We start from the raw sequence: 22024 nt of genomic DNA, 5'->3' as shown, positions 1-22024 counted from the left end.
CCAGAGGGTGTGAGCGGCTGTGAGGCAGGCGGATCAGCGGTGGCCGGGGAACCGGAGAGCGTTCGCCCAGAGCCGGGTGACCGTGGACACGAGTTCCTCGAAGTCCACCGGCGTACTTTCTTCTTCCTGCCCTTGACTGCGAACGAAGGCGTTGTAGGCCATGACGCTGACCATCCCCGACAGCGCACGGGACGCCATCATCGGATCGACCTCCCGGTCTGCGACACCGCGCTCCTGCAGTTCGGCGATGCCTCGGGCATTCCGGCGGATGAACGCGTCCCCGCGCCGCCTGCGGAACTCACGGAATTCCGGCTCCACTTGTGCGACCTGCTCAAGCAGCCCCATCAGCTTCGCGTTGCGCCGGTACGCCGCGAGATAGGCGCGATTGCTCGCCTCAAGCACCGCATAGGGATCGTCGGCATCCTGCACCCGGCCCATACCCGGGTGCATCATGTCCTCCTGCGCCTCCAGAAGGACGGCGGCGAGCACCTCTTCCTTGTTGGCGAAGTAGGTGTAGAAGGATCCCGCCGCGCATCGAGCCTCTTTGGTGATGTCGGTCAGGCGGGTGTCGAGGTACCCGTCCCGCTCGAACACCTTCCGCGCGGCCTTCACCAGAGCGGCCCGTGTCCGCGCCCCGCGCTGCGTCGGCGGCGGCTCACGAAGCTGCGAGAAGGGCGCCACGGGCGGCGGCTTCTCACCGTCGGTCTCCTCGGGCGCAGTGGTATCCACCCCCGGGACTTTACTTGAATCCGACGCCGGAGTCACAAACCCCCAAGGGGCCGGCGGGGCCGGTTGATGTCCTGCTCTCCGAGGCTCATTGGCGACCGGCGGCAACGTCGCCGAGCTCGGTGTCGCGGGTCAGAGCGCTACGGTCGATGGACCGCTTGAGGATCTTCCCCGTCGGGCCCTTGGGCAGGGCGTCGACGAACCGGACGATACGCGGGATCTTGTAGGCGGACAGCCGCTCGCGCGCCCAACCGGACACCTCGGCGGCTCCGAGTTCCGAACGGGGCCGGGCCGCGATGAGAGCGGCGACCTCCTCGCCGTAGTGGTCGTCGGGCACCCCGATGACGGCCGCCTCGACGATGTCGGGGTGCTCGTAGAGCACTTCCTCGACCTCACCGGGGTAGACGTTGTAGCCGCCGCGGATGATCAGGTCCTTGATGCGGTCGACGATCCGCAGGTCGCCGTCCGTGTCCCTCTCGCCGAGGTCGCCGGTCCGGAACCAGCCGTCGGGTGAGATCGCCGCGGCGGTGTCCGCGGGGCGGTTCCAGTAGCCCCGCATCACCGTGGGCCCCTTGATGTGGACCTCGCCGACGCTGCCCGGCGGGCACTTGTTGCCGTCACTGTCCCGCACCTGCACCTGCAGCCCCGGGACCGCCCGGCCGGTGTATCCGGTCTTGCCGCCGCGGTCGATGTCGTTGAAGGTGCCGAACGCCGTGGTCTCGGTGAGCCCGTACCCCTCCAGGATGGTGCAGCCGAAGCGGGCCTCGAAGGCGCGGGCGATCTCGCCGGGCAGCGACGCACCGCCGGAGACGGCGACACGGAGCTGGGCGAAGTCCGCCGGGCTCGCATCGCCCGCCGCGTGCAGCATCGCGTTCCACATGGTCGGCACGCCGGCCATGATGGTGAGCCGGTCGCGGCGCAGCATCTCCAGCATCGACGCCGGGTCGAACCGGGCCAGCAACGACATCGAGCCGCCCGCGGTCAGGGCCGCCATCAGGACCGAGGCCTGACCGAACACGTGGAACAGCGGGAGTCCGGTGCCAATGCGGTCGGCGCTCGTGGCCCTGCTGCACTCGGCGCCGATCTCCCCGGCGGACAGCAGGTTGCCGACCGTGAGTTGAGCCCCCTTCGGCCGCCCTGTCGTACCCGAGGTGTACAGGATGGCCGCGGTCTCGTCACGGTCCCGGTCGACGACGTCGGCAGGGAGCGCACCAGTGACCGACGCGCCCGGGGACAGCGTCCAGAAGGGCACCTCGAGTGCCGCGGCCGCCTCGGCAACGGCGGGGCCGAGGGCATGCCAGGCGATCGCCAGCGAACACGAGGCGTCGCCGAGAACGTATTCGACCTCGGCCCGAGTGGACATGGTGTTCACCGGCACCACGACGCAGCCCGCCGCCTGGATCCCGAGGTAGGCCACCACGAACTCGGGCACCGACGGCACTGTGAGCAGCACCCGGTCCCCGGGGGACAGGCCCGCGGCGGCCAACGCACCCGCATATCCCACGCTCGCGTCGTGCAACTGACGGTAAGTCCACTCATCCGTGCCGCCGCGCAGGGCGATGTTGTCGGGGGTGGCGGCCGCGTGGCGGCGCACAGGATCGAAAACGCTGGTCATGAGTGGTGCCTTCCGGGGGTGTGAACTGGTGTCGGTGCGGGTCTCGCCCTCGCCGATCGGTTGAGTTGGCCCGGCCTCCCCGTCAAGTCCTCTGCCGGGGCGGCCGGATGACGCACCTCACCGCACCCGATCGGCCGACCGGTCAGGTGGTGATACGGAAGAGTTCGGCGAGCTGGCGGCGGGTGTCGGCGGCGCTGGTGTGAAGTACGCCGCCGATTCCGATCCTGGCCGCTCCGTCGAGGTTCTGCTGGAGGTCGTCGATCATGACTGCCTCCTCCGGGGCGACACAGAGACGTTCACATGCGATCGAGTAGATCCGTCGTGAGGGCTTGCGGATCCCGACCACGGCGGAGATGACGACCACGTCTGCAAGAGCGGCGAGGTCGACGCCGTCGTAGGTCCCGGTGCCGAACGAATTGGACACCAGCGCGACGGGATGGCCCGCGGCTCGAAGATCACCGAGCAGCGCGAGCATGTCCTGGTCGATCGACATGCCCGCCTGCATCCGGGCCGTGAGCCCCTCCGCCTCGACGACGGCACCGTGGACGCGGAGTCGTTCGGCGAATCCTCGCTCGAAGGCTTCGGCGTCGATCCGGCCGCACTCGTGGTCGGCCAGGAGGGCGCGTGAGGGCTGGTCCCGGCTGAGCAGGTTCAGCGGCAGGCGCGGGTCACCGCCGAGCGAGGCCCCGAAGTCGGTGAAGGCCCGCAGCACACTGGAGGTGATGACCCCGCCGAAGTCGACCAGGACGGCGGTTCGTTTCCTGTCCATCAGGCGACCTCGAACAGTCCGGCCGCGCCCATTCCGCCGCCGACACACATCGAGATCACCACGTACCGGACACCTCGGCGCTTGCCCTCGATGAGGGCATGCCCCACCAGGCGGGCACCGGTCATTCCGTACGGGTGGCCGACCGATATGGCCCCGCCGTTGACGTTGAACCGCTCCGGGTCGATGTGCAGTTCGTCGCGGCAGTACAGCGCCTGGGAGGCGAACGCCTCGTTGAGCTCCCACAGGCCGATGTCGTCGACCGTGAGGCCGTGCTGCTTCAGCAGCTTGGGGATGGCGAACACCGGCCCGATGCCCATCTCGTCGGGCGCGCAGCCGGCAACGGCCATACCCCGGTAGACACCCAGCGGCTCCAGGCCGCGCCGCCCGGCCTCCTTCGACTCCATCAGCACCGACGCCGAAGCCCCGTCCGACAGCTGCGAGGAGTTGCCCGCCGTCACGCTGGAGTGTGCGCTCACCTGGCCGTCGGGCAGCACCGGCGCCAACTCGGCCAGGCCTTCGAGCGTCGTGGAGGCGCGGTTGCCCTCGTCCCGGGTGAGGGTGACCTCCTCCTCACGCACCTCCCCGGACTGCTTGTCGAGGACCTTCTTGACGCCGGCGAGCGGGACGATCTCCCGGTCGAACCGGCCGGCTTCCTGGGCCGCCGCGGTGCGCTGCTGCGATGCCAGGGCGAACTCGTCCTGGCGTTCCCGGCTCACGCTGTAGCGTTCGGCGACGATCTCCGCGGTCTGCAGCATCGGCAGGTAGATGCCCGGCTTGTGCTCGACCAGCCAGGGATCCGTCATCCGGTGGGTGTTCATGTGGTCGTTCTGCACGAGGGAGATCGACTCGACACCGCCGCCGACGGCGATCTGCATGCCGTCCGAGACGATCTGCTTGGCGGCCGTCGCCAGGGCCATCAGGCCCGACGAACACTGCCGGTCGATGGTCATCCCCGACACGGCGTCGGGGAGTCCCGCGCGCAGGGCGGCCTGGCGCGCGACGTTGAAACCGGAGGACCCCTGCTGCACGGCGCAGCCCAGAACGACGTCCTCGACCTCCCCTCCCTCAAGCCCGGCACGCCGCACCGCATGCGACAGGGCATGGGCGGCGAGCTCCTGCGCCTGGGTGTCGTTGAACGCGCCGCGGTAGGCCTTTCCGATCGGCGTCCGCGCCGTCGAAACGATGACTGCTTCCCTCATGTCGCCTCTGCTTCCTGTTGGTCCGGTTCGTCCGGGAGCTTCGGGGTCCACACTCCGAGCTCCGTACGCCGAGCTCGATGCCGGAGGGCGGGGCCGAACGCCGACTGGGGCGCTGTGAGTGGTCAAGGGCCAGCCTCCCGACCCGGTTATAGTTGAAGTCGGCGTCATGTTCAACCATGCTCCTGCCGCCCGGGGCCTTGACGGCCCACCTCCCCGACTGAAGGCCACCGACCAGTCGGTATGGGGAGAGGAATCGTGACCGAGCTGAAGATCTCCACAGCTGCAGGCGTCTTCGACGCGATCGTCTCGGGCCCGCCCGAAGGCCGCCCGGTGCTCCTGCTGCACGGCTTCCCGCAGACCGGGTTGGTGTGGCGGCAGCAGATCGCGGCGCTGGCCGCCCACGGCTACCGAGTGGTGGCTCACGACCAGCGCGGCTACTCCCCCGGCGCCCGCCCCCCAGCGGCCCGAGGACTACCGCATCGGCCTTCTCGTCGACGACGTGGCCGCGTCACCGAGGAACCGGGCTGGGCGGCGTTCGACCTGGTCGGCCACGACTGGGGAGGTGCGGTGGCCTGGTGGACCGCGGACGCCCACCCCGACCGCGTCCGCACCCTGACAGTTGTCTCGACCCCGCACCCCGGCGCTCTGGCCACCACCCTGCGCACCGATCAGGATCAGCGTGAACGCTCGCGCTACATGATCGACTGGCGCGAAACACCCGCGACCGAAGAGCGCATGCTCGCCAACGACGCCCAAGAGCTACGCGCCTTCCACGCCGGGAAGGTCCCGCAGGACAGCGCCGAGGCTTACGTACGACACCTGTCCCAGCCGGGCGCTCTCACCGCGGCGCTGAACTGGTTCCGGGCCGGCCGCCCCGACAACGCGATCGGCGTCATCGACGTGCCCACCGTGTACGTCTGGAGCACGGAGGACAGCGCGTTCGGCCCGGCGAGACCCTCCAGGGCGTCAGCCACTGGATCCCGGAGGAGGCGCCCGAAACGCTGAGCCGCCTGCTGCTCGACCATCTGCGAACGCACGGCGAGTAGTGAGGCGAGTACTGAACCGCAGCGAATACAACCACCAAGTTCGTCGACTCCCTGAAAGGTGACCCCGTGAAGACAGCGCGCGGCCTGGCGTCGCCTTGAGCCCGTACACGCCTTGATCTACTTCGTCCCCGAGGCAAGGCGGCGGTACGCGGACCTCGGACTGAGCCGACGACCGGGTACTTCGCCTCCCGGAGCGCCGCGTTCGGCCAGGCGTCCGCCGAGCTGGTCACCGCGACCTTCTACAACCTCAACCCCGATCTCGTACGGCGGGCGGTCGACGGGGCCTGGGACGCGACGACGCCACAACAGGTGCTGGACGCGCGGTACGCCGCCGCGGGCGAGGCCCTGCGGCGAGCGGGAATCCACGAGCTGCCCGCTCTGGACGAGGTCCTGGCGCTGCCCCGCAGTGCTGCCGAGGCCGCCTGCGGACATCCCCAGGGCCGCCCGCTGTTCGCCGCGCATGCCGCGCTGCCCTGACCGGAGGAACCGGTGCTGCAGCTGTGGCACGCCCAGACGCTGCTCCGGGAGTTCCGAGGGGACGGGCACGTCGCGTGCTTGCTGAGCGAGGGCGTCGGGGGCTTGGAGTCCCTGATTCTGCACGCCGCCACCGGTGACGTTCCCGTCGACTTCCTCAAGAAGAGCCGCGCATGGCCCGAGGAGGAGTGGGCCGAGACCGAGGAGCGCCTGCGCAAGCGAGGCCTTCTCGACGGCGACTCCCTCAGCACGGAAGGCGTACGCCTGCGTCGGCACATCGAGGACCGCACCGACCTGCTGGCCCTTCCCGCCTACGCCGCCCTGGGTGACAGCGGCTGCGAACGTCTCGCCGAACTCGCGAGCCCCTTCGGCCGCGCCGACGTCGACGCCGACCTCCTTCGAGCTCGACCGACCGGGCGGACCATGACCATGAGGTCGTCGAAGGGGTCCGTCCACGTCGGCGGAAGGCGTCGAGCACCCCAGCATCGATACACCGGCCTCCCGCGGGACGGGCACCGCACGGACGATCTCCTCCGCAAGCGGACAGACGCGCACCAGGGGTCCCGGCCGGCCGATCTCGTAGACCTCGTCCGCCGTCAGCCCGTGCGGCGAGTTGTGGTCCTCGTGCGCAAGGACGGCGACGGTGCGCGCGCCCGGCTCACCTGCGCGGAACGCGCGCATCGCCATCTCACCAAGGTCGGCGGCCACCGACCGGGATCCAAAACACGAGGGCCGTCGAATGGGCCCGGACCGCGCGCTCGCGCCGTACGCCGCACCGGGCACGTCTTGCCTCCGACGGGAGCCCATCGTACGCTCACCGTCCGTACCGACTGGACGGTATGCTGTGAATGCATCTGCACCGAAGGCGGCGGCCTGCACGGCTGCGCTGACCGCCGATCCCACGCGACCCTCGAAGGAGCCGCCGGAGATGAGCAGAATCAACCGCCAGGTGCGCCTGGCCGCACGTCCCGTGGGAGAGCCGCGGCCCACCGACCAGCAGCACGTCCAGGAGCCGACCAGGTCCTACGTCCGCCCGTTGGAGATCGGCAACCACGGCAAGCCCGTGCTGAAGATCGCGGCCTGACCGGGCAGAGAGGAGGGAGAATACGGTGAAAGCACTGACCTACCACGGCCGTCACGACATCCGCTACGGCGATGTCCCCGATCCGGCCGTCACCCACCCCACCGATGCGGTCGTCCAGGTCACCACGGCCGGCATCTGCGGCAGCGACCTGCACATCTACCGCGGCAACCCGTTCAGCCCGGAACTGGGCTACACACCGGGACACGAGTGCGTCGGTGTGGTGGTCGACACCGGCGGCCAGGTCACCCGCTTCAAGCCCGGTGACCGGGTCCTGGTGCCCGCCTCGGTCGGCTGCGCCCTGTGCCGGTCGTGCGCGGCCGGGTTCACCGCGCGCTGCGAGCGCGCCAAGTCCAGCACGGAGCTGTGCTACGGAGTGAGCCCGCAGCTTCAGGGCAGCCAGTCCCAGGCCCTCGCGGTGCCGTACGCCGATGTCAACCTGGTGCATCTGCCCGAGGACATCTCCGACGAGGCCGCCGTCGTCCTGACGGACAACGCCCCCACCGCCTGGTACGGCTGCCGCCGTGCCCGCATCCAGCCCGGCGAGACCGTCCTGGTCATCGGCCTCGGCCCGGTCGGCCTCATGGCCGCCCAGTCCGCCTTCGCAATGGGCGCCGCGCGGGTGCTGGGCGCGGACCTGGTCGCGGAGCGCCGCGCCTTCGCCGCCACCCTGGGCGTCGAGCCGGTCGAGGGCGAGGACACGCGGACGGCCATCCGGGACATGACCGGCGGACGCGGACCGGACGCCGTGGTGGAAGCCGTGGGCTCCGACGCCACCATCGAGCTCGCCCTCAAGGCCGTCCGGCAAGCCGGCCGGGTCAGCGTCGTCGGGGTCAGCCAGAACAAGGCGTTCCCCTTCCACATGGGCCTGGCGCAGATCAAGGAACTGGAGTTCGCCATCGGTCTGTGCTCGGTGCACTACGAACTCCCTCCCCTGATCGCCCTCACCCGCGCCGGCCGACTCAAGCCCGAGGTGGTCGTCTCCCACCACTTCGCCCTCTCCCAAGGCCCGGCAGCGTACGAACTGTTCGACGGCCGCTCCGACGGCGTCCGCAAAATCCTCCTCGACCCCACGCGCTGACCCTGTTCACCAGGGGACGGGGTTTCGTCTCCTACAGGGCACTTCCTGGCTCGGCTGAACTGCCCATGCGCCGCGGCTGAGCCGGGGATCTTCTCGCCACGGATCACCCGGTCGCTCTGGGGGTGACCCGGCAACTGCTCGTTCAGCGGAAACGCCCGACGCCTCACCGCGGGGATACCGGGCGCCCGGCTGGTCACCGTGCCCGATGCCGGACACAATGCTCAACTGGGAGCCCCACACGCCCTGGTGGAGGCCGTCGTGTCCCTGCACGCGGCCGACCGAGTCGGCTGACGCCCCCTCGACAATGGCCGAGAGCACGGTGTGATTCCCCCGCCGTTACCGCTTGGGTGAAGGGATCGAGCAACCGGGTGGGGCGAGGGGGCACTGGTGTACGACTACATCATCGTGGGCGCCGGATCGGCCGGGTGCGTGCTGGCGGACCGGCTCACCGAGGACGAGAGCGCACGTGTGCTGCTGCTAGAGGCAGGCCCTGTGGACGATGCCGCGGAGATCCACGTTCCAGCGGCGTTCAGCAAGCTCTTCCAGACGAAGTACGACTGGAGTTACCTCAGCGAGTGTGAGCCGGGGCTGGACGGCCGCCGTCGATATCTGCCCCGGGGCCGCATGCTCGGCGGCTGCTCCTCGATGAACGCGATGATCTACATACGCGGCAATCGCCGCGACTACGACGCCTGGGCGGCCGATGGCGCCGACGGTTGGAGCTGGCGGGACGTACTGCCGTACTTTCTTCGGGCCGAGGACTTCACGGGCGCCACGTCACCGTGGCACGCCACCGGCGGGCCGCTCACGGTCGGCGAAGGCCGCTCCCGACATCCGTTGATGGACGCCTATGTGGCGGCGGCGCAGGAAGCCGGCCACCCCTACACCAGCGATTTCAACGGCCCCGAGCAGGACGGCGTCGGCTACTACCACCTCACTCAGCGCGATGGTCTGCGCTGCAGCACAGCCGACGCGTATTTGCGGCCGGCCCTGTCCCGGCCGAACCTGGAGGTGCTGACCGGCGCCCAGTGCACCCGCATCCTGTTCGACGGCGAGCGTGCGACCGGAGTCGAGGTGGACCGGGACGGCGAACTGCAGTGCCTGCGCGCCGAACGGGAGGTCGTGCTGGCAGCCGGTGCCTACAACTCTCCGCAGCTGCTCATGCTCTCCGGTATCGGCCCAGCCGGCGAACTGGCGGCCCGCGGCATCACGCCCCGCGTCGATCTCCCTGTGGGGGAGAACCTGCAGGATCATCCGCATGTCGGTCTGGGCTATCTCACCGACACCGAGTCGCTGTTCACCGCCGAAACCCCGGACAACCTCCGCCTGCTGGAGACCGAGGGCCGCGGTCCGCTCACCTCGAACGTCGGCGAGGCCGGCGGGTTTCACCGCACTCGTGAAGGATTGGACGCCCCCGACATCCAGGTGCACGCCACACCGGTGATGTTCCACGAGGAGGGCATCAGCCCCGTGACCGACCACGCCTTCATGTTCGGTGCGGTCCTGCTCGCCCCCACGAGCCGGGGCAAGGTCTCCCTACGCTCGGCGCTCCCCAGCGCCAAGCCGCACATTCTGCACAACTACCTGACCACCGAAGAGGATCGCGCAACGATGATCCGGGCACTGCGGATGCTGCTCGACATCGCCGACCGGCCCGGCCTGGCCAAGCACCGCCGTGCCGACTTCCGCGTACCGCGTGCCACAGACGATGCCGGCCTGCTCGACTTCGCCCAGCGTGAGCTGCAGACCCTCTACCACCCGGCGGGCACGTGCTCCATCGGCCCGGTCGTGGATTCCCGGCTCAGGGTGCACGGCGTGAGCGGCCTGCGGGTGGTGGACGCCTCGGTGATGCCCACCGTGGTGCGGGGCAACACCAACGCCCCCACGATCATGATCGCGGAAAAGGCCGCAGACATGATCCGCGGTCTCCCGGCGCCGGTGTGACGGCTTACGGGCCCGAAGTGCTGCTGGAAGTCGTGCCACTCCTGCTCCGATGGTCGGGACGGACCGGCCCCTTGAGCTGCGCGTCCACCTCTCGTGTGGCACCTGAGGCAGCGCTACCGACCGTCCCCTCCACCGATAGCCCGGTACAGGGCGACCAGTGCGGCGCACACCCCTATGCTGCCGCCGAACGCGACTCCACCACGTTGAAGGACGTCGGGCCAGCTCGCACCCATTGACCGTGCGCCCCATGCGGCAACAACCGCGATCAGGGCGGCCAAAACGACAACGAGGCCAATCGTCAACAAACGGACGACCCTTGCGTTATCCATCTTTAGCGCTCCGCCTAATTAGTCATTCAGTCAGCACACACGACTGGGACCGTCGGACTTCCCAGTTCCGGCCCTCCCCCGAGGCGGCACAAACTGAGGCTCCGACATGACGGAACACGTTCGCGAATGAAGTTGTCGTTGCGGCAGTCAACCTGCAACACCCCTATAGCATCGCTCACTTGGCGTAGGGGTGTAGCGATTGGCGAGCGTAGCGTCACCCGCTTCTTGATCGCCAGTACGGTATGAGGGGCGAACTCTTGCACCCCTCATACCGGCTGCTGTTCTTTGATCTGCGCGACATCTTCGGCGCCGTCGAGGACGGGTTCGAGTGGCGCATCGCGTCCCCGACGCCGACGGCCACCGGGTCAAGCGCTTGATCTGGGGCACGCCTTCATCCGCGCCGGGGCGTCCGACATGGCCCTCGATCAGCCCGGGCCGATCCTGCCCTATACGTGGCCCGGTCGACACCATGATCAAAGCGAACGCGTGGCAGACCCGGGGCGCGTCCATCAACACCCACCATGCCGCCGACTCGTTCCCGCGCGCCTCGCCCGTGCTGGTCGACGGCGCCGGGGCATCCACCACCGCATTGCCCGGAGGGGCATCGAACCCTCCACACGACTGGGCCGCCACCGCTGGCTCGTCGAGAGGACTCTCCGAAGTGATGTTGGGGGCAACGTTCTGACTCCGCTCGCGACGGCTGACCGCCACGCACGCTCGCTGTCGCGCGCAAGTGTTCAGCCTCGCGTTCGTAGCGCCGGTGCAGGCGGCGGCAGTCGGCCAGCCACGAGACGGTCGTTTCTACGCTCTGACGGTGGCGGCCTGGTACTCCAGCCGTAGATCGCGATCTTGCTGTTCAGGGGCGGTGCGAAGACAGGTACGGTCACCGTCAGGGGCCCCTCCCCCGCGGCAAAGATCTCAGGCCGACGACACCAGCACCTCCAGCTTGTTGAGACTCTGAGTCCAGCCCTCCTCGTGAAGAGCTTGGCGCCCCTCAGTGGCGAAGTCACCCTGGCTGATGACCAACTCGGTCCGTGTACCGCCGATATCGCGAAGCGACAGCGTCACCACCGTCTCCCGATCCTCGGGATCGGGATCCTCCCACCGGAAGGTATGGGACAGGTGTTCCGGAGGGTCGACCTCAACGAATTCCCCCACCAGGTAGAACAGATCGCCCTCCGGAGGCTGCATGGCGATCCGATACCTACCGCCTGGCCGAAGGTCGCTTTCCACACTTGGAATGGCGAACCCGTCAGGGCCCCACCACTTGGCCAGTTCCTGCGGTTCGGTCAACGCTCGGAATACGGCCGAGCGCGGAGCGCGGAGGACACGCTGCAGATGCAGCCTCAGCCCGCCATCGTGTGTCATCGCGAACCTCCTCCAACCGAAAGCGCCGAGATTGACCAGCATGCGTATCGTAAGTATCTCAGCCGTAGACCGCGATCTAGCTGGCCAGGGGCGGTGTGAGGACGGGTGCGGCCACCGGTGATCATCGCGTGCTGTGTGGACAAACGAAGATCAAGAGCTGGCCGCGGGACACAGCGTAGACCTGGCTCGCTGGCGGGACATGTTCGGTGGCCTTATGGGCCGGATCGCGGGCCGTTTCACGCGGACCGAACCTCGACGCCGGGCACGGTCGCTCGTTGTGGGACTGCCGTCCGGCCTGCCGCGGAAGAACTGCCGGACCATCGCCAAGCATGCCGGGCAGGCCACACCGGACGGCCTGCAGCACCTGCTGGCACGGGCCAAGTGGGACTCTGAGGCAGTCCGCGACGACGAACGCGAATACGTCGTGGAGCACCTCGGCGACACCGACGCCGTACTGGTCGTCGACGAGACCGGCGATCTGAAGAAGGGCACCCACACGGTCGGCGTGCAGCGCCAGTACACCGGCACCACGGGCAGGATCGAGAACCCCCAAGTCGCCGTCTGCCTCGTCTACGCCACTGCCGCCGGACACGCGGCAATCGATCGGGAGTTGTACATCCCGCGCGCATGGACCGACGATGCGGACCGACGCCGGGCGGCCTGGGACAGGGCCCCGACAGAGAAGGCAGGCGGGGTCGCTCGCCACCCGCCCGTGCTCGCGGCACCACCGTGCGAACAGGGCGGAGCGCGACTCCCGGCCCGGCGGGTGCCGGGGTGGCCAGCTTCACGCTCCTGCGGGTGAGACCTCACTTACCCACCGGGCGGGAATTCCTCATGGCCACCCATACCGTCAGAGTCGCCGCCGATGCCCGGACAGCGGGCACTCAAGGCGCGCGAGCGCAGCGAGGCGAGGTCAGGTGCGGCGTCGGCGGGGCGAGCCGCCGGGACGCCGCACGGTTGGGGGTCGTCCGGGCTGCCTTCCCCGACGCGCCCCGGGGGTCAGCCGTTGAGGTTCTGCATCAGCTCGGGGGCGTAGCGGTCGCCGGAGACGATGCCGCGCGGGGTGACGGCTTCGATGGCGGCCAAGTCCTCATCGGTGATCGTCACGGTGGTGGCGGCGACGTTCTCCTCCAGGTAGCGGCGGCGCTTGGTGCCGGGGATGGCGACCGCGCCCTGGTGCAGCACCCAGGCGAGAGCCAGCTGGGATGGCGAGACCTGCTTGGCGGCGGCGATGCGGCGGACCTCGTCGACCACGGCCAGGTTGCGGGTGAAGTTCTCGCCCTGGAATCGCGGGTCGGTGCGGCGGAAGTCGTCGGCGGCGAAGTCGTCCGGGCTGGTGATCGCACCGGAGAGGAACCCGCGTCCGAGCGGCGAGTAGGCGACCAGGCCGATCCCGAGTTCGTTCAGGGTGGCCATGACCCCGTCGTCCTCGATGCCGCGCTCGAAGAGCGAGTACTCGGTCTGGACCGCTGTGATCGGGTGGACGGAGTGGGCGCGGCGAATGGTCTGCGGCGCGACCTCGGACAGGCCGATGTGGCGAACCTTGCCGGCGGCCACCAGCCCACCCATGGCGCCGACGGTCTCCTCGATCGGCACCTGCGGGTCGACCCGGTGCAGGTAGTAGAGGTCGACGTGGTCGGTGTTCAGGTGGCGCAGGGAGCGGTCCAGGGAACGACGGATGTATTCGGGTCGCCCGTTGTGGCCGAGGAGCGTGCCGTCGTCGGTGAACTCGATGCCGGTCTTGGTGGCGACGACGGCCTGCTCGCGGCGGCCGGCGAGGGCCTTGCCGAGGAGCTGCTCGTTGATGAACGGGCCGTAGCTCTCGGCGGTGTCCAGCAGGGTCACGCCCAGTTCCAGGGCGCGGTCGATGGTGGCGAGGGACTCGGCCTCGTCGGTGCTGCCGTAGAAGGCGCTCATGCCCATGCAGCCGAGTCCTTCGGCGGAGACGGTCAGGCCCTGGCTGCCGAGGGTGCGGAGTTCCATGGTGATCTTCCTTGCTGTTGCGGGTCGTCCCGCGGGGTGTGACTGGTTGGTTGTGCGTCCGGTGCGCTGCGGCCCTCGGCCCTGACCGGGTGTGGTCGGACGCCGGTCGCGGTCGGGCGGGGGGCGGCGGCGGTGTGGCGCCGGCGGGCGGGGATGCTGTGCGGCTGCCGCGCCCGGCGTCGGCAGTGCACCCACCGGGACGCGGGGCGGTCAGCGCACCCAGGTGCCGGTGAGGGTCTGGACGGCGGAGCCGTCGAGGTCGGCGAGGGTGGTGGCGACGAAGTCGCGGGCCCATTGCGAGGTCTGGATGCGGAAGGGCGGGCGGGCGGCGGTCAGGGCGTCGACGATCGGAGCGGCTGCCTCGGCCGGGGTCTGGGCGTTGGCGAACGACTGCCGGGTGCGGGTGATGTAGGCCTCAAGCGCCGGGCCGTAGGGCCCGGCGGCGGCGAGCAGGGTCGGGACGTCCAGGCCGAGATTGGCGACGAACTCGCTCGCCACCGCACCCGGCTCGATCACGGTGACATCGACGCCGACGGTGGCCGCGACCGGCGCGAGAGACTGCATGAAGCCCTCCACGGCGAACTTGGCCGCGCAGTACGCCTCGTTGAAGGGCTGGCCGACGACGCCGCCGACGCTACTCACGGTGATCACCCGGCCTTTCGACGCACGCAGGTGCGGCAGGGCGGCCCGGGTCGCCGCCACCACGCCGAAGAAGTTGACCTCCAAGGCCGCGCGGACGTCGTCGACGCTGCTCTGCTCGATGGTGCCGACCTGGGCGGCGCCGGCGTTGTTGACCAGCGCGTCCAGGCGGCCGTGCTCGGCGACGACCTCGTCCAGGCAGGCAGTGATGCCGGTGGAGTCGGTCACATCCAGGCGCTTGACCTGGATCCGGTCCGCGACATCCGCCTCGGCGGCGGCCTTGAGCAGGGCCTCGGCCTTTCCGGTATCGCGCATGGTGGCGATGGTTGCCCAGCCCGCCCGGGCGGTGCCGATGGCGGCGGCCAGGCCGATGCCGGAGGACGTACCGGTGATCAGAACCGTCTTCGGGGAGGTCATGAGGGTCTTCCTTGCCTGGGGAACACAACGGGCCGGGACCCGTAACCGGGGAGTTCCCCGGTTATCTGCAACGGTAAACGGGGAACTCCCCGGTTGTCCAGATAGACTGATCCCCCATGAAGGGAGCAGCCTTGACCACCAAACCGAGCGTGTTGCGTGCCGATGCCCGCCGCAACCGGGAGCGCATCCTCGAAGCGGCCGTACGCACCTTCTCCGAGAAGGGCGCGGACGTTGCCATCGACACGATCGCCAAGGCCGCCGGCGTCGGCTCGGCCACGCTCTACCGCCACTTCCCAACGCGCGAGGCGCTGGTCGAGGCGGCCTACCGCAACGAGCTGGCCCGCGTCTGCGACAGCGCCGCGAAGCTGCTCGCCGACAATGCGCCGGACCGGGCGATGCGCCTATGGATGGACGACTTCATCGACTACCTGGCTGCCAAGCAGGGCATGGCGGACGCGCTGCGGGCCGCGGTCGCATCCGGTGCGGACCCCTTCGCCGAGACCCTCGACAGACTCGGCACCGCGCTCGGCACCCTGCTGCACGCCGGCGCCGACGCCGGTCTCCTGCGCCCGGACATCGACCCCTTCGATGTCGGCTTCAGCCTGGCCGGCGTCGCGCTGATCACCAGCGCGCCCGACCAACGCGAACGGGCCGGCCGCCTCCTCGACCTGCTCCTCGACGGCCTCCGGTACGGAGCGGACGGGCCGGCGTCCAGCTCGTGACCCGTTGTCGGTCGTATGTGCCGGTAGACCTCTTGGACGACACAACGCTTGAGGCGGCGGATGATTTCCCGCTTGGACATGCCTTCCGTGGTGCGTCGCTGCAGGTAGAGGCAGGTGCGTTCGTCCCACCTCATGCGAGCCGGTGCCTCGGCGGCAGGTGGATGCGGGCCCTACCCGGTGAGTCCGGCCCTCTCGCACGCGGGCCGGTACCTGGGAGTGCAGATCTGGTCGATCGTGTACATGCCGTCCTTGACGACGGTGTCCTTGATGTTCTGTGCGGTCAAAGGGATCGGAGTGATCAGCACAGCCGGGACGTCTTTGGCGGTGGAGATGTCGACCTCGTCCTCAGCGATGCGGTCGATGTCTTCACCGCGGCCGACGGCGACAGCGAATCTGGCGGCGGCTTCCGCTTCAGGCGGGTAGGGCTTGTAGACCGTCATGGCCTGCTCGCCGCTGACGATACGCTGCACGGCTGGGAGCTCGGCGTCCTGGCCGACGACCAGCGGCAGCGGCCTGACGCGGGCGTCCTTGAGGGCGGCGATGACGCCGCCAGCGATGACGTCGTTGCCGGCCCAGACGCCGTCGATGTCGGTGCCCTCAGCGGCGATGGCGCCGGACATCGCGACGTAGGCACTACCTGTGTTCCAGGTCTCGGCACGGTACACCTTGCTGATCTCCACCTTGCCCTTGAGGACGGACTGCGCCCCACTGTCAAACGGGCTGACCACGCCGGCGGACTGTTGGGGGCCGTCCACCCTGACGACGCGGCCGCCGTCCCCGCGGGCACCCTGGGCTCTGAGCAGCGCCTCGCCCTGGAACCTGCCGATAGCCACTGGATCATGGGAGACGTAGGCCGTGATCGGGCCCTCGACGGGCCGGTCGTAGGCAATGACCGGGACACCCGCATCCTTCGCCTCCTTGACCATGGAACGCGCACCCCGGATATCGACAGCGTCGAGGATCAGGACATCCACTCCCCTGTTGATCATGGATTCCATCTGCTGCCGCTGAACGGCCGTATCGTCGTGAGCGTTGGCGTACTTCACCGTGCACCTGCCGCACAGCTCCTTGATCTTCTCGGTGATCAGGGGCCGGTCGGACTGCTCATAGCGGGCTGTCTGCTTCTCCGGCAGCAGGAGGCCGATACTCAGTCCGCCCTCGCCGGAGGAGCTGCCTACCGATTCGCCGGCCTGCCCACAGGCACCGAGGCCCAGTGTCAGGGACACCGCGGTCGCGACGACGGCCTCACGTGTACGGATGTTCACCGGCCTGCCTCCTTCCCGGCCAGCAGCAGCCTGAGCGGCGTGTCCGCCTGGTACCCGGAAGCAGGACAGACAGGCCGCGACGATGCCGGCCCGGATCTGTACACGATACCGGCAGCTGCTTCTCGCCACCGGGGCCGGCACCGCTCGGCCCGGGCATCATCGTTACTGTCTTCGGCTCGTCAGGGTGACGTTGGGATGTCGAGGGCGAGGCCGGTCCCGGTGATGAGACCGTCGAGGGCGTCGGGCCCGTACTGGAGGCGTGTGAGCCGATTGCGACCGAGCGCTTCCAGGCGGCCGAGGCCGACGACGGCGAGGTTGGCCAGGCTGCGTGTGACGTGCGCCCATACCCACTCGACCGGGTTGAGGTCGGGCGAGCAGGCGGGCAGCAGGAACACCGTCAGCCACTCACGCATGGCGTGGGAGACGTGGGTGCTCAGCCGGTCCCACACCAGCACGTTCGTCGACTTGACCTGCTGATGGGTTCCGTCGATCTGTGCGATGAAGCGCGCTCGCCCATGCTGCGGCGCTTGGCCTTACCCGCGAGGTGGGTGCGCAGGCGGTGGCACAGCCGGGCGCGGCAGCCTGGGCGCATCGCGATCAGTCCGGCCGCCGACAGGCGTCCCGAGCGCCGCCCGCTCACGGTCACTCGTGGTGTGTGGCCGAGCCGTGAGGGTGGTACCGCGGGCAAAAGCGTGTTGCACAAGGCTCTGAGCTGGGCATCTCCCTGGCATGGCAGGGGTGTTAAGGGCTGACCGGGTGTGGGTGGAGACGTTCACCGGACTTCAAGTGACGCAGTACGCACGTCTGTTGAAGGTTGTGCGGGAGCGGGGTGGCGACGGCACGTTGCGGGGCCGGCCGTGGTCGTTGCCGTTGGCCGAGCGGGTGCTGCTGGTGGTACCCGCACACCCGGCCAGCTCCTGACCACCGCCGCACCCTGGACCAGCCCCTGGTTCCCCACCAGTTACCCGGCAGACCCCGGTCGTCCCGCGGCTGTACCTGCTCCCGGCACTCTCGGCTCCCGCCGGCCGCATGCTGGACGGACATCACGGTGAACTCGGGCAACGCCCGCGCGTACCAACCGAGAACAAGCCATTCCACCCCAGCATGATCAAACTCGCTGATTCCGTCATCATCTTTTCATCGGGTGGCCCTATGTTCAGTCGCGCTCAGCACCATCACACTGACCACACCACCGGCCGGGGTTCCCGCCTGCGCGCGGGCCGGCCGAAGGGGGAAAGACAACGATGCGTCACTTAAGATCGACCGGCCGCTTCGGCAAGGGGCTCATAGTCTTCACCGCTACGGCTGCCTCCGCGATAACCGCCATGAGCTTCGCGGCCTCACCGGCCGCCGCCGCCCCGGCAAGGCCCGCCGCTGCTCAGGCAAAGCTCGGTGAGGCCTGCACTGCCGCCGATCTCGGCAAGCGCCACCCGTACATCAAGACCACCGAAGTGTCCCCGACGATCACCCACTTCAAGGGCTGGTACGTCACCGAGGGCACGACCGGCACCCAGACCGTCACCACCAGCACCCAGACGACCATCTCGGTCTCCGTCGGCCTCAACGGCAATGTCGAGGGCAGTTTCGCCGTCGAGACCCTCGGCAAGGTCGGCGCGAGCCTGGGCCTGAACGTGAAGGTCGACTACACCTCCACCAGCACCGAGTCGAATGCGGTCACGTGGAACTTCAACCAGCCCGGCTACTACGGCGCCTACAAAGGCACCAAGAAGGTCACCGGTACGTACGGAAGCCTCAACTGCAACCGCGTCCAACAGGGCGACGGCAGTTGGGCGTTGAAGTGGATCGAGGGGCCCGACGGCGGCAACTTCACCACCTACACCACCCTTGAGGAAGGCGCGGTGCGCTGCCAGGACCAGGTGCCCGCAGGCAGCATCATGGCCAAGGCACGGGGCCTCCTCGACTGTGGCTCGGCCGCCGCGAAGGCCGAGCACCCGGCGGGTGCGGTGGCACCGACGGCGAAGCAGAAGCGGGACCGCCTCGTGCAGCGCCCGGCTCCCACCAGCGGCACGTCCGCCGCACAGCCCAAGGCCACCGGGCGTAGCGCGCGGGCCGCGCTCGACTGCAAGGCCGAGGTCTACAAGATCGCCGTACCCGGCAAGCCACTGTCCTGGGGCGCGCCGCTCCTTGCGGATGACGGTGTCCGCCTGCGGCCCTCGTCGATCTTCAGCGCCCACCTGGACAACTGGCGCCTGTGCAACGTGACGGAGAACAACGGGGTCCTCGCGGCGTCCCTGTGGAACTGGGGCAACGGCGGGTGCGCGACCATCGCCGAGCAGAACGCGGCCACCGAACAGGCGGTCCTGCAGACGGTCCCCTGCACGGAGGACGACCTCCAGCGGTTCTACATCTACCGCGACGTACCCGGCAGCTCGAAGATCGGTGTGCAGAACAAGTACACCGGCTCCATGATGGGCCACGACCGGTACGCGGACGGGGAGTTCATACGCCAGTACTCCAGCGGCAGGCAGGACGGTACGGGTACGTACACCCTCACCGGAGTCTGACGGCCCACACCCCGTGAGCGGCCCCGCACGTGAACCCCCGACCTCCCGGTTCCGTGCGGGGCCCTCCGCGTCCCTACTCGGTCCCCAAAGCCGCTTCTGCCGGATCAGGCGGCTGTGCCGAAGCCGGAGGCGGTCGGCTCCTGTTCGCGGAGCTGGTGAAGTCGACGTTCAGCTTCGGGTCGCACGACATCACCGCCTGGGTCCGCGACGGCGGCCCTGGCCTGGCCTGGCCAAGTCACCAGGAATCCTCGACCTGTACGCCTTTCAGCCCTCACGCCGCGTCCGAACTCCACGACGAGTAGCCGCGACCGGCCCGCCGGTGGCACTGGGCACAGGATCAGACGAAGGCCGCCTTCACGTCCGCTGAACTGCGAAAGTACCGATCAGGTTCGAGGCACGTGCGACGCCGCACCGCAACGGCAAGCTGAGGCCTCGGCGACATCGCCGTCGTCCAGTCAGCTCAGTTGCCGACCGGCGTCGCTGGTGATGATTCCCGCCAGCTCCGCGGGCATGGAGAGGAAGGGCGAGTGGCTGGAAGACAACCGGTACACCCTTTCGGAACGGATCGCCATGGACTCCTGGAAGGCGACCGGCATGGCCATGTCCTGCTCGCAGATGATGTAGCTGGAGGGCACGGTCTTCCATCCCGCGGTGGTGACGGGTTCGCCGAACGACTTGACGCTCTGCAGGACCAGCCGTGCGGCGGCGCGCTCCGCATCCTCGGGGGCGGCATCGGCGTAGAAGAAGCTCCGCGGGTCCTCGGGCGCGGGCAGCGTCCCGGTCTCCCCGCCGGGCATCTGACCACCGCTCTGGATCGACAGGGAGACACCCTCGTCGACCTGGAAGGCACTGAGGTAGATGAACTGGGACACATGGGGCACGTCGGCGACGGCCTCGGTGGCGGGTATCCCACCGTAGGAGTGAGCCAGGACGGTGACCTGGCCGCCGATCGCGTTCAGGCTGTCGCGGATGACGCGCGCGTCGTCGTACATCCCGGCCGTGTTCTCGGGGTCGGACGAGGCACTCGGCAGGTCGACGGTGGCGACCCGCCATCCCAGGGCGGTGAGTTCGGGGATCAGCATCTCCCAACACCAGGCGCCGTGCCAGGCGCCGTGGACGAGCAGGATCGCGGGCTGGTCGGTGTCTACGGTGGCCATGCATCGCCTTACGAACAGGACGGCGACCACCGTGAAGACGGCGAATCGCGGTCGCGGGAAAACAGGTGGGGACGGCAAGAGCGCGAACAGTCGGACCAATGCCGAGCACAATGCCGGGGACGGCCCGCAGTCCCGGCGGAAAGGCGGTCCTGCCCGAGCGTTGTCCTGCGACGACGGTACGGGCGCCGCAAGGCTCGAAGCCATGCGCGTCCGTCCGCGATTCTTGCGCCGCCGTCCCGCGCGCGGCGGGAGGGCGGTGGAGCGTTACGCTCGGCCGTCGGTTCGCGAGCGCCGGTGGGGGTCCTCACCGACGCCCGGAGGGAAACACCTGTGGACAGAAGGGTGGCCGATGGATCCGCTGACCGACGTGCTGGGCCTGCTCGATCTGCGCAGTGCCCAATTCGCCCGGGTCGAGGCGCAGGAGCCCTGGGCCGTCGGTTTCCAGGGATACCGGCACATCAAGTTCGGCGCGGTGCTGAAGGGCACGTGCAGGATCTCGGTCGCGGACCTGCCGGCACCGGTGACCTTGTCGGAGGGGGACTGCTATCTGCTGGGCGGTGGCCGGAATTACGAACTGTCCGGCGGCCCGGCGATGCGGGCGGTGCCGAGCTCCGAGGTGTTCACGGGACACACCGAAGGGTCGACGGTGCGGATCGGGTCTGCCTGTGACGCGATCGTGGTGGGCTGTGGGTTCGATCTCGACGACGCCAACGCAGCGGTGCTCGTCGACGTCCTTCCACCGCTCGTCCACGTCCCTGCAGGGTCCGGCGCCGCGCGATCGATCCGGGCCGCGCTCGAACTGTTGCGCGCCGAGACCGATGCCCCCGGGCCGGGGTCCCCCTTCGTCACGGAGCGGCTGTCCCAGATCCTGCTGGTCCATCTGCTCCGCGCCCATGTGGCGGACCAGGGCGCGAAGGGCGGCGTCTGGCTCACCGCTCTCAGGGACCGCCAGATGAGTGCCGCGCTGACACTCATGCACGACATGCCGGCGCACCGCTGGACCGTAGGCGAACTCGCCGCCAAGACCGGGATGTCCCGGTCCCAGTTCGCCGCCCGGTTCGCCAAGACGGTGGGCATGCCGCCCCTGGAGTACCTGGTGAGCTGGCGCATCCGCTCGGCGGCTCGGGAGCTGAGGACAACTGACCGCACCGTCCTGGCGATCGCCAACCGCTGGGGCTACGGCTCGGAGAGCTCCTTCAGCCATGCCTTCAAGCGCGTAATGGGCGCACCGCCGGGCACCTACCGGGCGCTGCGGCAGTCCGGGCGGGACCGCCGACGGGTGTGACCGCCGACGGCGCAGGCAGCGCCAGGGACCTTCAGTCCCAGACGGACCAGGAGACCGACCGCCACTTCTCGTCGGACTCGGCGAGGGCTCCTCGGCCGCCCCGGTCCCTCCCTCTCTGATGTGCTCGGCATGCCAGCCACGCATCTGACACTTCCCCAGCGGCGAACTGATCTGTTTCTGAAGTGGCGCCATGGCAGCCGCTGGCGGGGGTCAAAGTGCGCGTCCTTTGTGCACGGAAGAGAATGCTCACCAGGCTTGTGAGCGTGCGGGGTGATCGGAGACAGCGGCCCGTCTCACTCCGGCTCCGCCTCGTGCAAGGCGGGTCGCGTCAGCTCGGTGATGAGGTGTTCCAGGGCAGCGGCGGCGGTGGGGCCGGTGGCGGCGACTTCGGGCACGATG

17 protein-coding genes and 4 pseudogenes are annotated in these 22024 nt (G+C 69.2%); 11 read left to right on the top strand and 10 right to left on the bottom strand.

Translation table 11 applies throughout. From position 1 onward, the window contains the following. Positions 1-33: 33 nt before the first annotated feature. From ACFWYS_RS44480 to ACFWYS_RS44465, 4 genes are all read right to left on the bottom strand, one after another. Positions 34-729, bottom strand: a complete 696-nt coding sequence (locus ACFWYS_RS44480) for a TetR/AcrR family transcriptional regulator (protein WP_384782363.1) — start codon at positions 727-729, stop codon at positions 34-36. Between the two features lie 85 nt (positions 730-814). Beyond that, positions 815-2341, bottom strand: a complete 1527-nt coding sequence (locus tag ACFWYS_RS44475; protein WP_384782361.1) for a class I adenylate-forming enzyme family protein — start codon at positions 2339-2341, stop codon at positions 815-817. 142 nt (positions 2342-2483) lie between these two features. After that, the gene (locus tag ACFWYS_RS44470) at positions 2484-3110 is read right to left on the bottom strand and encodes an HAD family hydrolase (protein WP_384782359.1); all 627 of its coding nucleotides are present in this window, start codon (positions 3108-3110) and stop codon (positions 2484-2486) included. Then, positions 3110-4309, bottom strand: coding sequence for an acetyl-CoA C-acyltransferase (locus tag ACFWYS_RS44465; protein WP_384782357.1), 1200 nt, complete (start codon positions 4307-4309; stop codon positions 3110-3112). Before ACFWYS_RS44465 ends, ACFWYS_RS44470 begins: the two co-directional genes overlap by 1 nt. 255 nt (positions 4310-4564) lie before the next feature. Between ACFWYS_RS44465 and ACFWYS_RS44460 the strand changes: the two genes are divergently transcribed. From ACFWYS_RS44460 to ACFWYS_RS44435, 6 genes and pseudogenes are all read left to right on the top strand, one after another. Further along, the gene (locus ACFWYS_RS44460; protein WP_384782355.1) at positions 4565-5314 is read left to right on the top strand and encodes an alpha/beta fold hydrolase; all 750 of its coding nucleotides are present in this window, start codon (positions 4565-4567) and stop codon (positions 5312-5314) included. A gap of 153 nt (positions 5315-5467) precedes the next feature. Further along, a pseudogene (locus ACFWYS_RS44455) lies at positions 5468-6165 on the top strand (hypothetical protein); the annotation flags it as partial. Between the two features lie 592 nt (positions 6166-6757). Continuing rightward, positions 6758-6913, top strand: coding sequence for a hypothetical protein (locus ACFWYS_RS44450; protein WP_384782387.1), 156 nt, complete (start codon positions 6758-6760; stop codon positions 6911-6913). A gap of 25 nt (positions 6914-6938) precedes the next feature. Then, positions 6939-7991 carry an alcohol dehydrogenase catalytic domain-containing protein gene (locus ACFWYS_RS44445; RefSeq protein ID WP_384782353.1) on the top strand — a complete coding sequence of 351 codons (1053 nt, stop codon included), beginning with the start codon at positions 6939-6941 and terminating at the stop codon, positions 7989-7991. A 387-nt stretch (positions 7992-8378) separates the two neighbouring features. Continuing rightward, entirely contained in the window at positions 8379-9935 is a 1557-nt protein-coding gene (locus ACFWYS_RS44440; RefSeq protein ID WP_384782351.1) for a GMC family oxidoreductase, read from the top strand. Between the two features lie 890 nt (positions 9936-10825). Beyond that, positions 10826-10921 (top strand): annotated as a pseudogene (locus ACFWYS_RS44435) (IS5/IS1182 family transposase); the annotation flags it as partial. A 261-nt stretch (positions 10922-11182) separates the two neighbouring features. On the opposite strand, the gene ACFWYS_RS44430 reads toward ACFWYS_RS44435, so the two are convergent. Continuing rightward, complete coding sequence (locus ACFWYS_RS44430) at positions 11183-11674, bottom strand: SRPBCC domain-containing protein (protein WP_384782349.1); 492 nt, start codon at positions 11672-11674, stop codon at positions 11183-11185. A gap of 172 nt (positions 11675-11846) precedes the next feature. On the opposite strand from ACFWYS_RS44430, the pseudogene ACFWYS_RS44425 reads away from it, so the two are divergent. Continuing rightward, positions 11847-12293, top strand: a pseudogene (locus ACFWYS_RS44425) (IS701 family transposase); the annotation flags it as partial. Between the two features lie 338 nt (positions 12294-12631). Here the strand turns inward: ACFWYS_RS44425 and ACFWYS_RS44420 are convergent. Both ACFWYS_RS44420 and ACFWYS_RS44415 read right to left on the bottom strand, forming a co-directional pair. Continuing rightward, complete coding sequence (locus ACFWYS_RS44420; RefSeq protein WP_384782347.1) at positions 12632-13615, bottom strand: aldo/keto reductase; 984 nt, start codon at positions 13613-13615, stop codon at positions 12632-12634. 210 nt (positions 13616-13825) lie between these two features. Then, entirely contained in the window at positions 13826-14782 is a 957-nt protein-coding gene (locus tag ACFWYS_RS44415; RefSeq protein WP_384782383.1) for an SDR family oxidoreductase, read from the bottom strand. 20 nt (positions 14783-14802) lie between these two features. Here ACFWYS_RS44415 and ACFWYS_RS44410 point away from each other — a divergent pair, with 20 nt between their 5' ends. Then, positions 14803-15393, top strand: coding sequence for a TetR/AcrR family transcriptional regulator (locus ACFWYS_RS44410; RefSeq protein WP_384782345.1), 591 nt, complete (start codon positions 14803-14805; stop codon positions 15391-15393). A 170-nt stretch (positions 15394-15563) separates the two neighbouring features. Here the strand turns inward: ACFWYS_RS44410 and ACFWYS_RS44405 are convergent, their stop codons facing one another. Together ACFWYS_RS44405 and ACFWYS_RS44400 are read right to left on the bottom strand one after the other, a co-directional pair. Next, positions 15564-16658, bottom strand: a complete 1095-nt coding sequence (locus ACFWYS_RS44405) for a sugar ABC transporter substrate-binding protein (RefSeq protein ID WP_384782343.1) — start codon at positions 16656-16658, stop codon at positions 15564-15566. Positions 16659-16837: 179 nt separating this feature from the next. Further along, complete coding sequence (locus ACFWYS_RS44400; protein ID WP_384782341.1) at positions 16838-17113, bottom strand: transposase; 276 nt, start codon at positions 17111-17113, stop codon at positions 16838-16840. Positions 17114-17387: 274 nt separating this feature from the next. Here ACFWYS_RS44400 and ACFWYS_RS44395 point away from each other — a divergent pair. Together ACFWYS_RS44395 and ACFWYS_RS44390 are read left to right on the top strand one after the other, a co-directional pair. After that, positions 17388-17552: pseudogene (locus ACFWYS_RS44395) on the top strand (IS5/IS1182 family transposase); the annotation flags it as partial. Positions 17553-17902: 350 nt separating this feature from the next. Continuing rightward, a complete protein-coding gene (locus ACFWYS_RS44390) occupies positions 17903-19183 on the top strand; it encodes a hypothetical protein (RefSeq protein ID WP_384782339.1) in 1281 nt (426 codons plus the stop codon). Between the two features lie 455 nt (positions 19184-19638). On the opposite strand, the gene ACFWYS_RS44385 is transcribed toward ACFWYS_RS44390, so the two are convergent. After that, the gene (locus ACFWYS_RS44385) at positions 19639-20340 is read right to left on the bottom strand and encodes an alpha/beta hydrolase (protein WP_384782337.1); all 702 of its coding nucleotides are present in this window, start codon (positions 20338-20340) and stop codon (positions 19639-19641) included. Positions 20341-20689: 349 nt separating this feature from the next. Here ACFWYS_RS44385 and ACFWYS_RS44380 point away from each other — a divergent pair, with 349 nt between their 5' ends. Then, positions 20690-21625, top strand: coding sequence for an AraC family transcriptional regulator (locus tag ACFWYS_RS44380; RefSeq protein WP_384782335.1), 936 nt, complete (start codon positions 20690-20692; stop codon positions 21623-21625). Positions 21626-22024: the final 399 nt, after the last annotated feature.

Source organism: Streptomyces sp. NPDC059010, assembly GCF_042740355.1.
GTDB lineage: Bacteria > Actinomycetota > Actinomycetes > Streptomycetales > Streptomycetaceae > Streptomyces.
This window is presented reverse-complemented; position numbering and strand designations above follow the sequence as displayed.

Excerpts from the sequence above, each read along its gene's own strand:
- ACFWYS_RS44475 (WP_384782361.1), bottom strand. The coding sequence starts at position 2,341 with ATGACCAGCGTTTTCGATCCTGTGCGCCGCCACGCGGCCGCCACCCCC.
- ACFWYS_RS44470 (WP_384782359.1), bottom strand. The coding sequence starts at position 3,110 with ATGGACAGGAAACGAACCGCCGTCCTGGTCGACTTCGGCGGGGTCATC.
- ACFWYS_RS44465 (WP_384782357.1), bottom strand. The coding sequence starts at position 4,309 with ATGAGGGAAGCAGTCATCGTTTCGACGGCGCGGACGCCGATCGGAAAG.
- ACFWYS_RS44450 (WP_384782387.1), top strand. The coding sequence starts at position 6,758 with ATGAGCAGAATCAACCGCCAGGTGCGCCTGGCCGCACGTCCCGTGGGA.
- ACFWYS_RS44430 (WP_384782349.1), bottom strand. The coding sequence starts at position 11,674 with ATGCTGGTCAATCTCGGCGCTTTCGGTTGGAGGAGGTTCGCGATGACA.
- ACFWYS_RS44420 (WP_384782347.1), bottom strand. The coding sequence starts at position 13,615 with ATGGAACTCCGCACCCTCGGCAGCCAGGGCCTGACCGTCTCCGCCGAA.
- ACFWYS_RS44390 (WP_384782339.1), top strand. The coding sequence starts at position 17,903 with ATGCGTCACTTAAGATCGACCGGCCGCTTCGGCAAGGGGCTCATAGTC.
- ACFWYS_RS44385 (WP_384782337.1), bottom strand. The coding sequence starts at position 20,340 with ATGGCCACCGTAGACACCGACCAGCCCGCGATCCTGCTCGTCCACGGC.
- ACFWYS_RS44380 (WP_384782335.1), top strand. The coding sequence starts at position 20,690 with ATGGATCCGCTGACCGACGTGCTGGGCCTGCTCGATCTGCGCAGTGCC.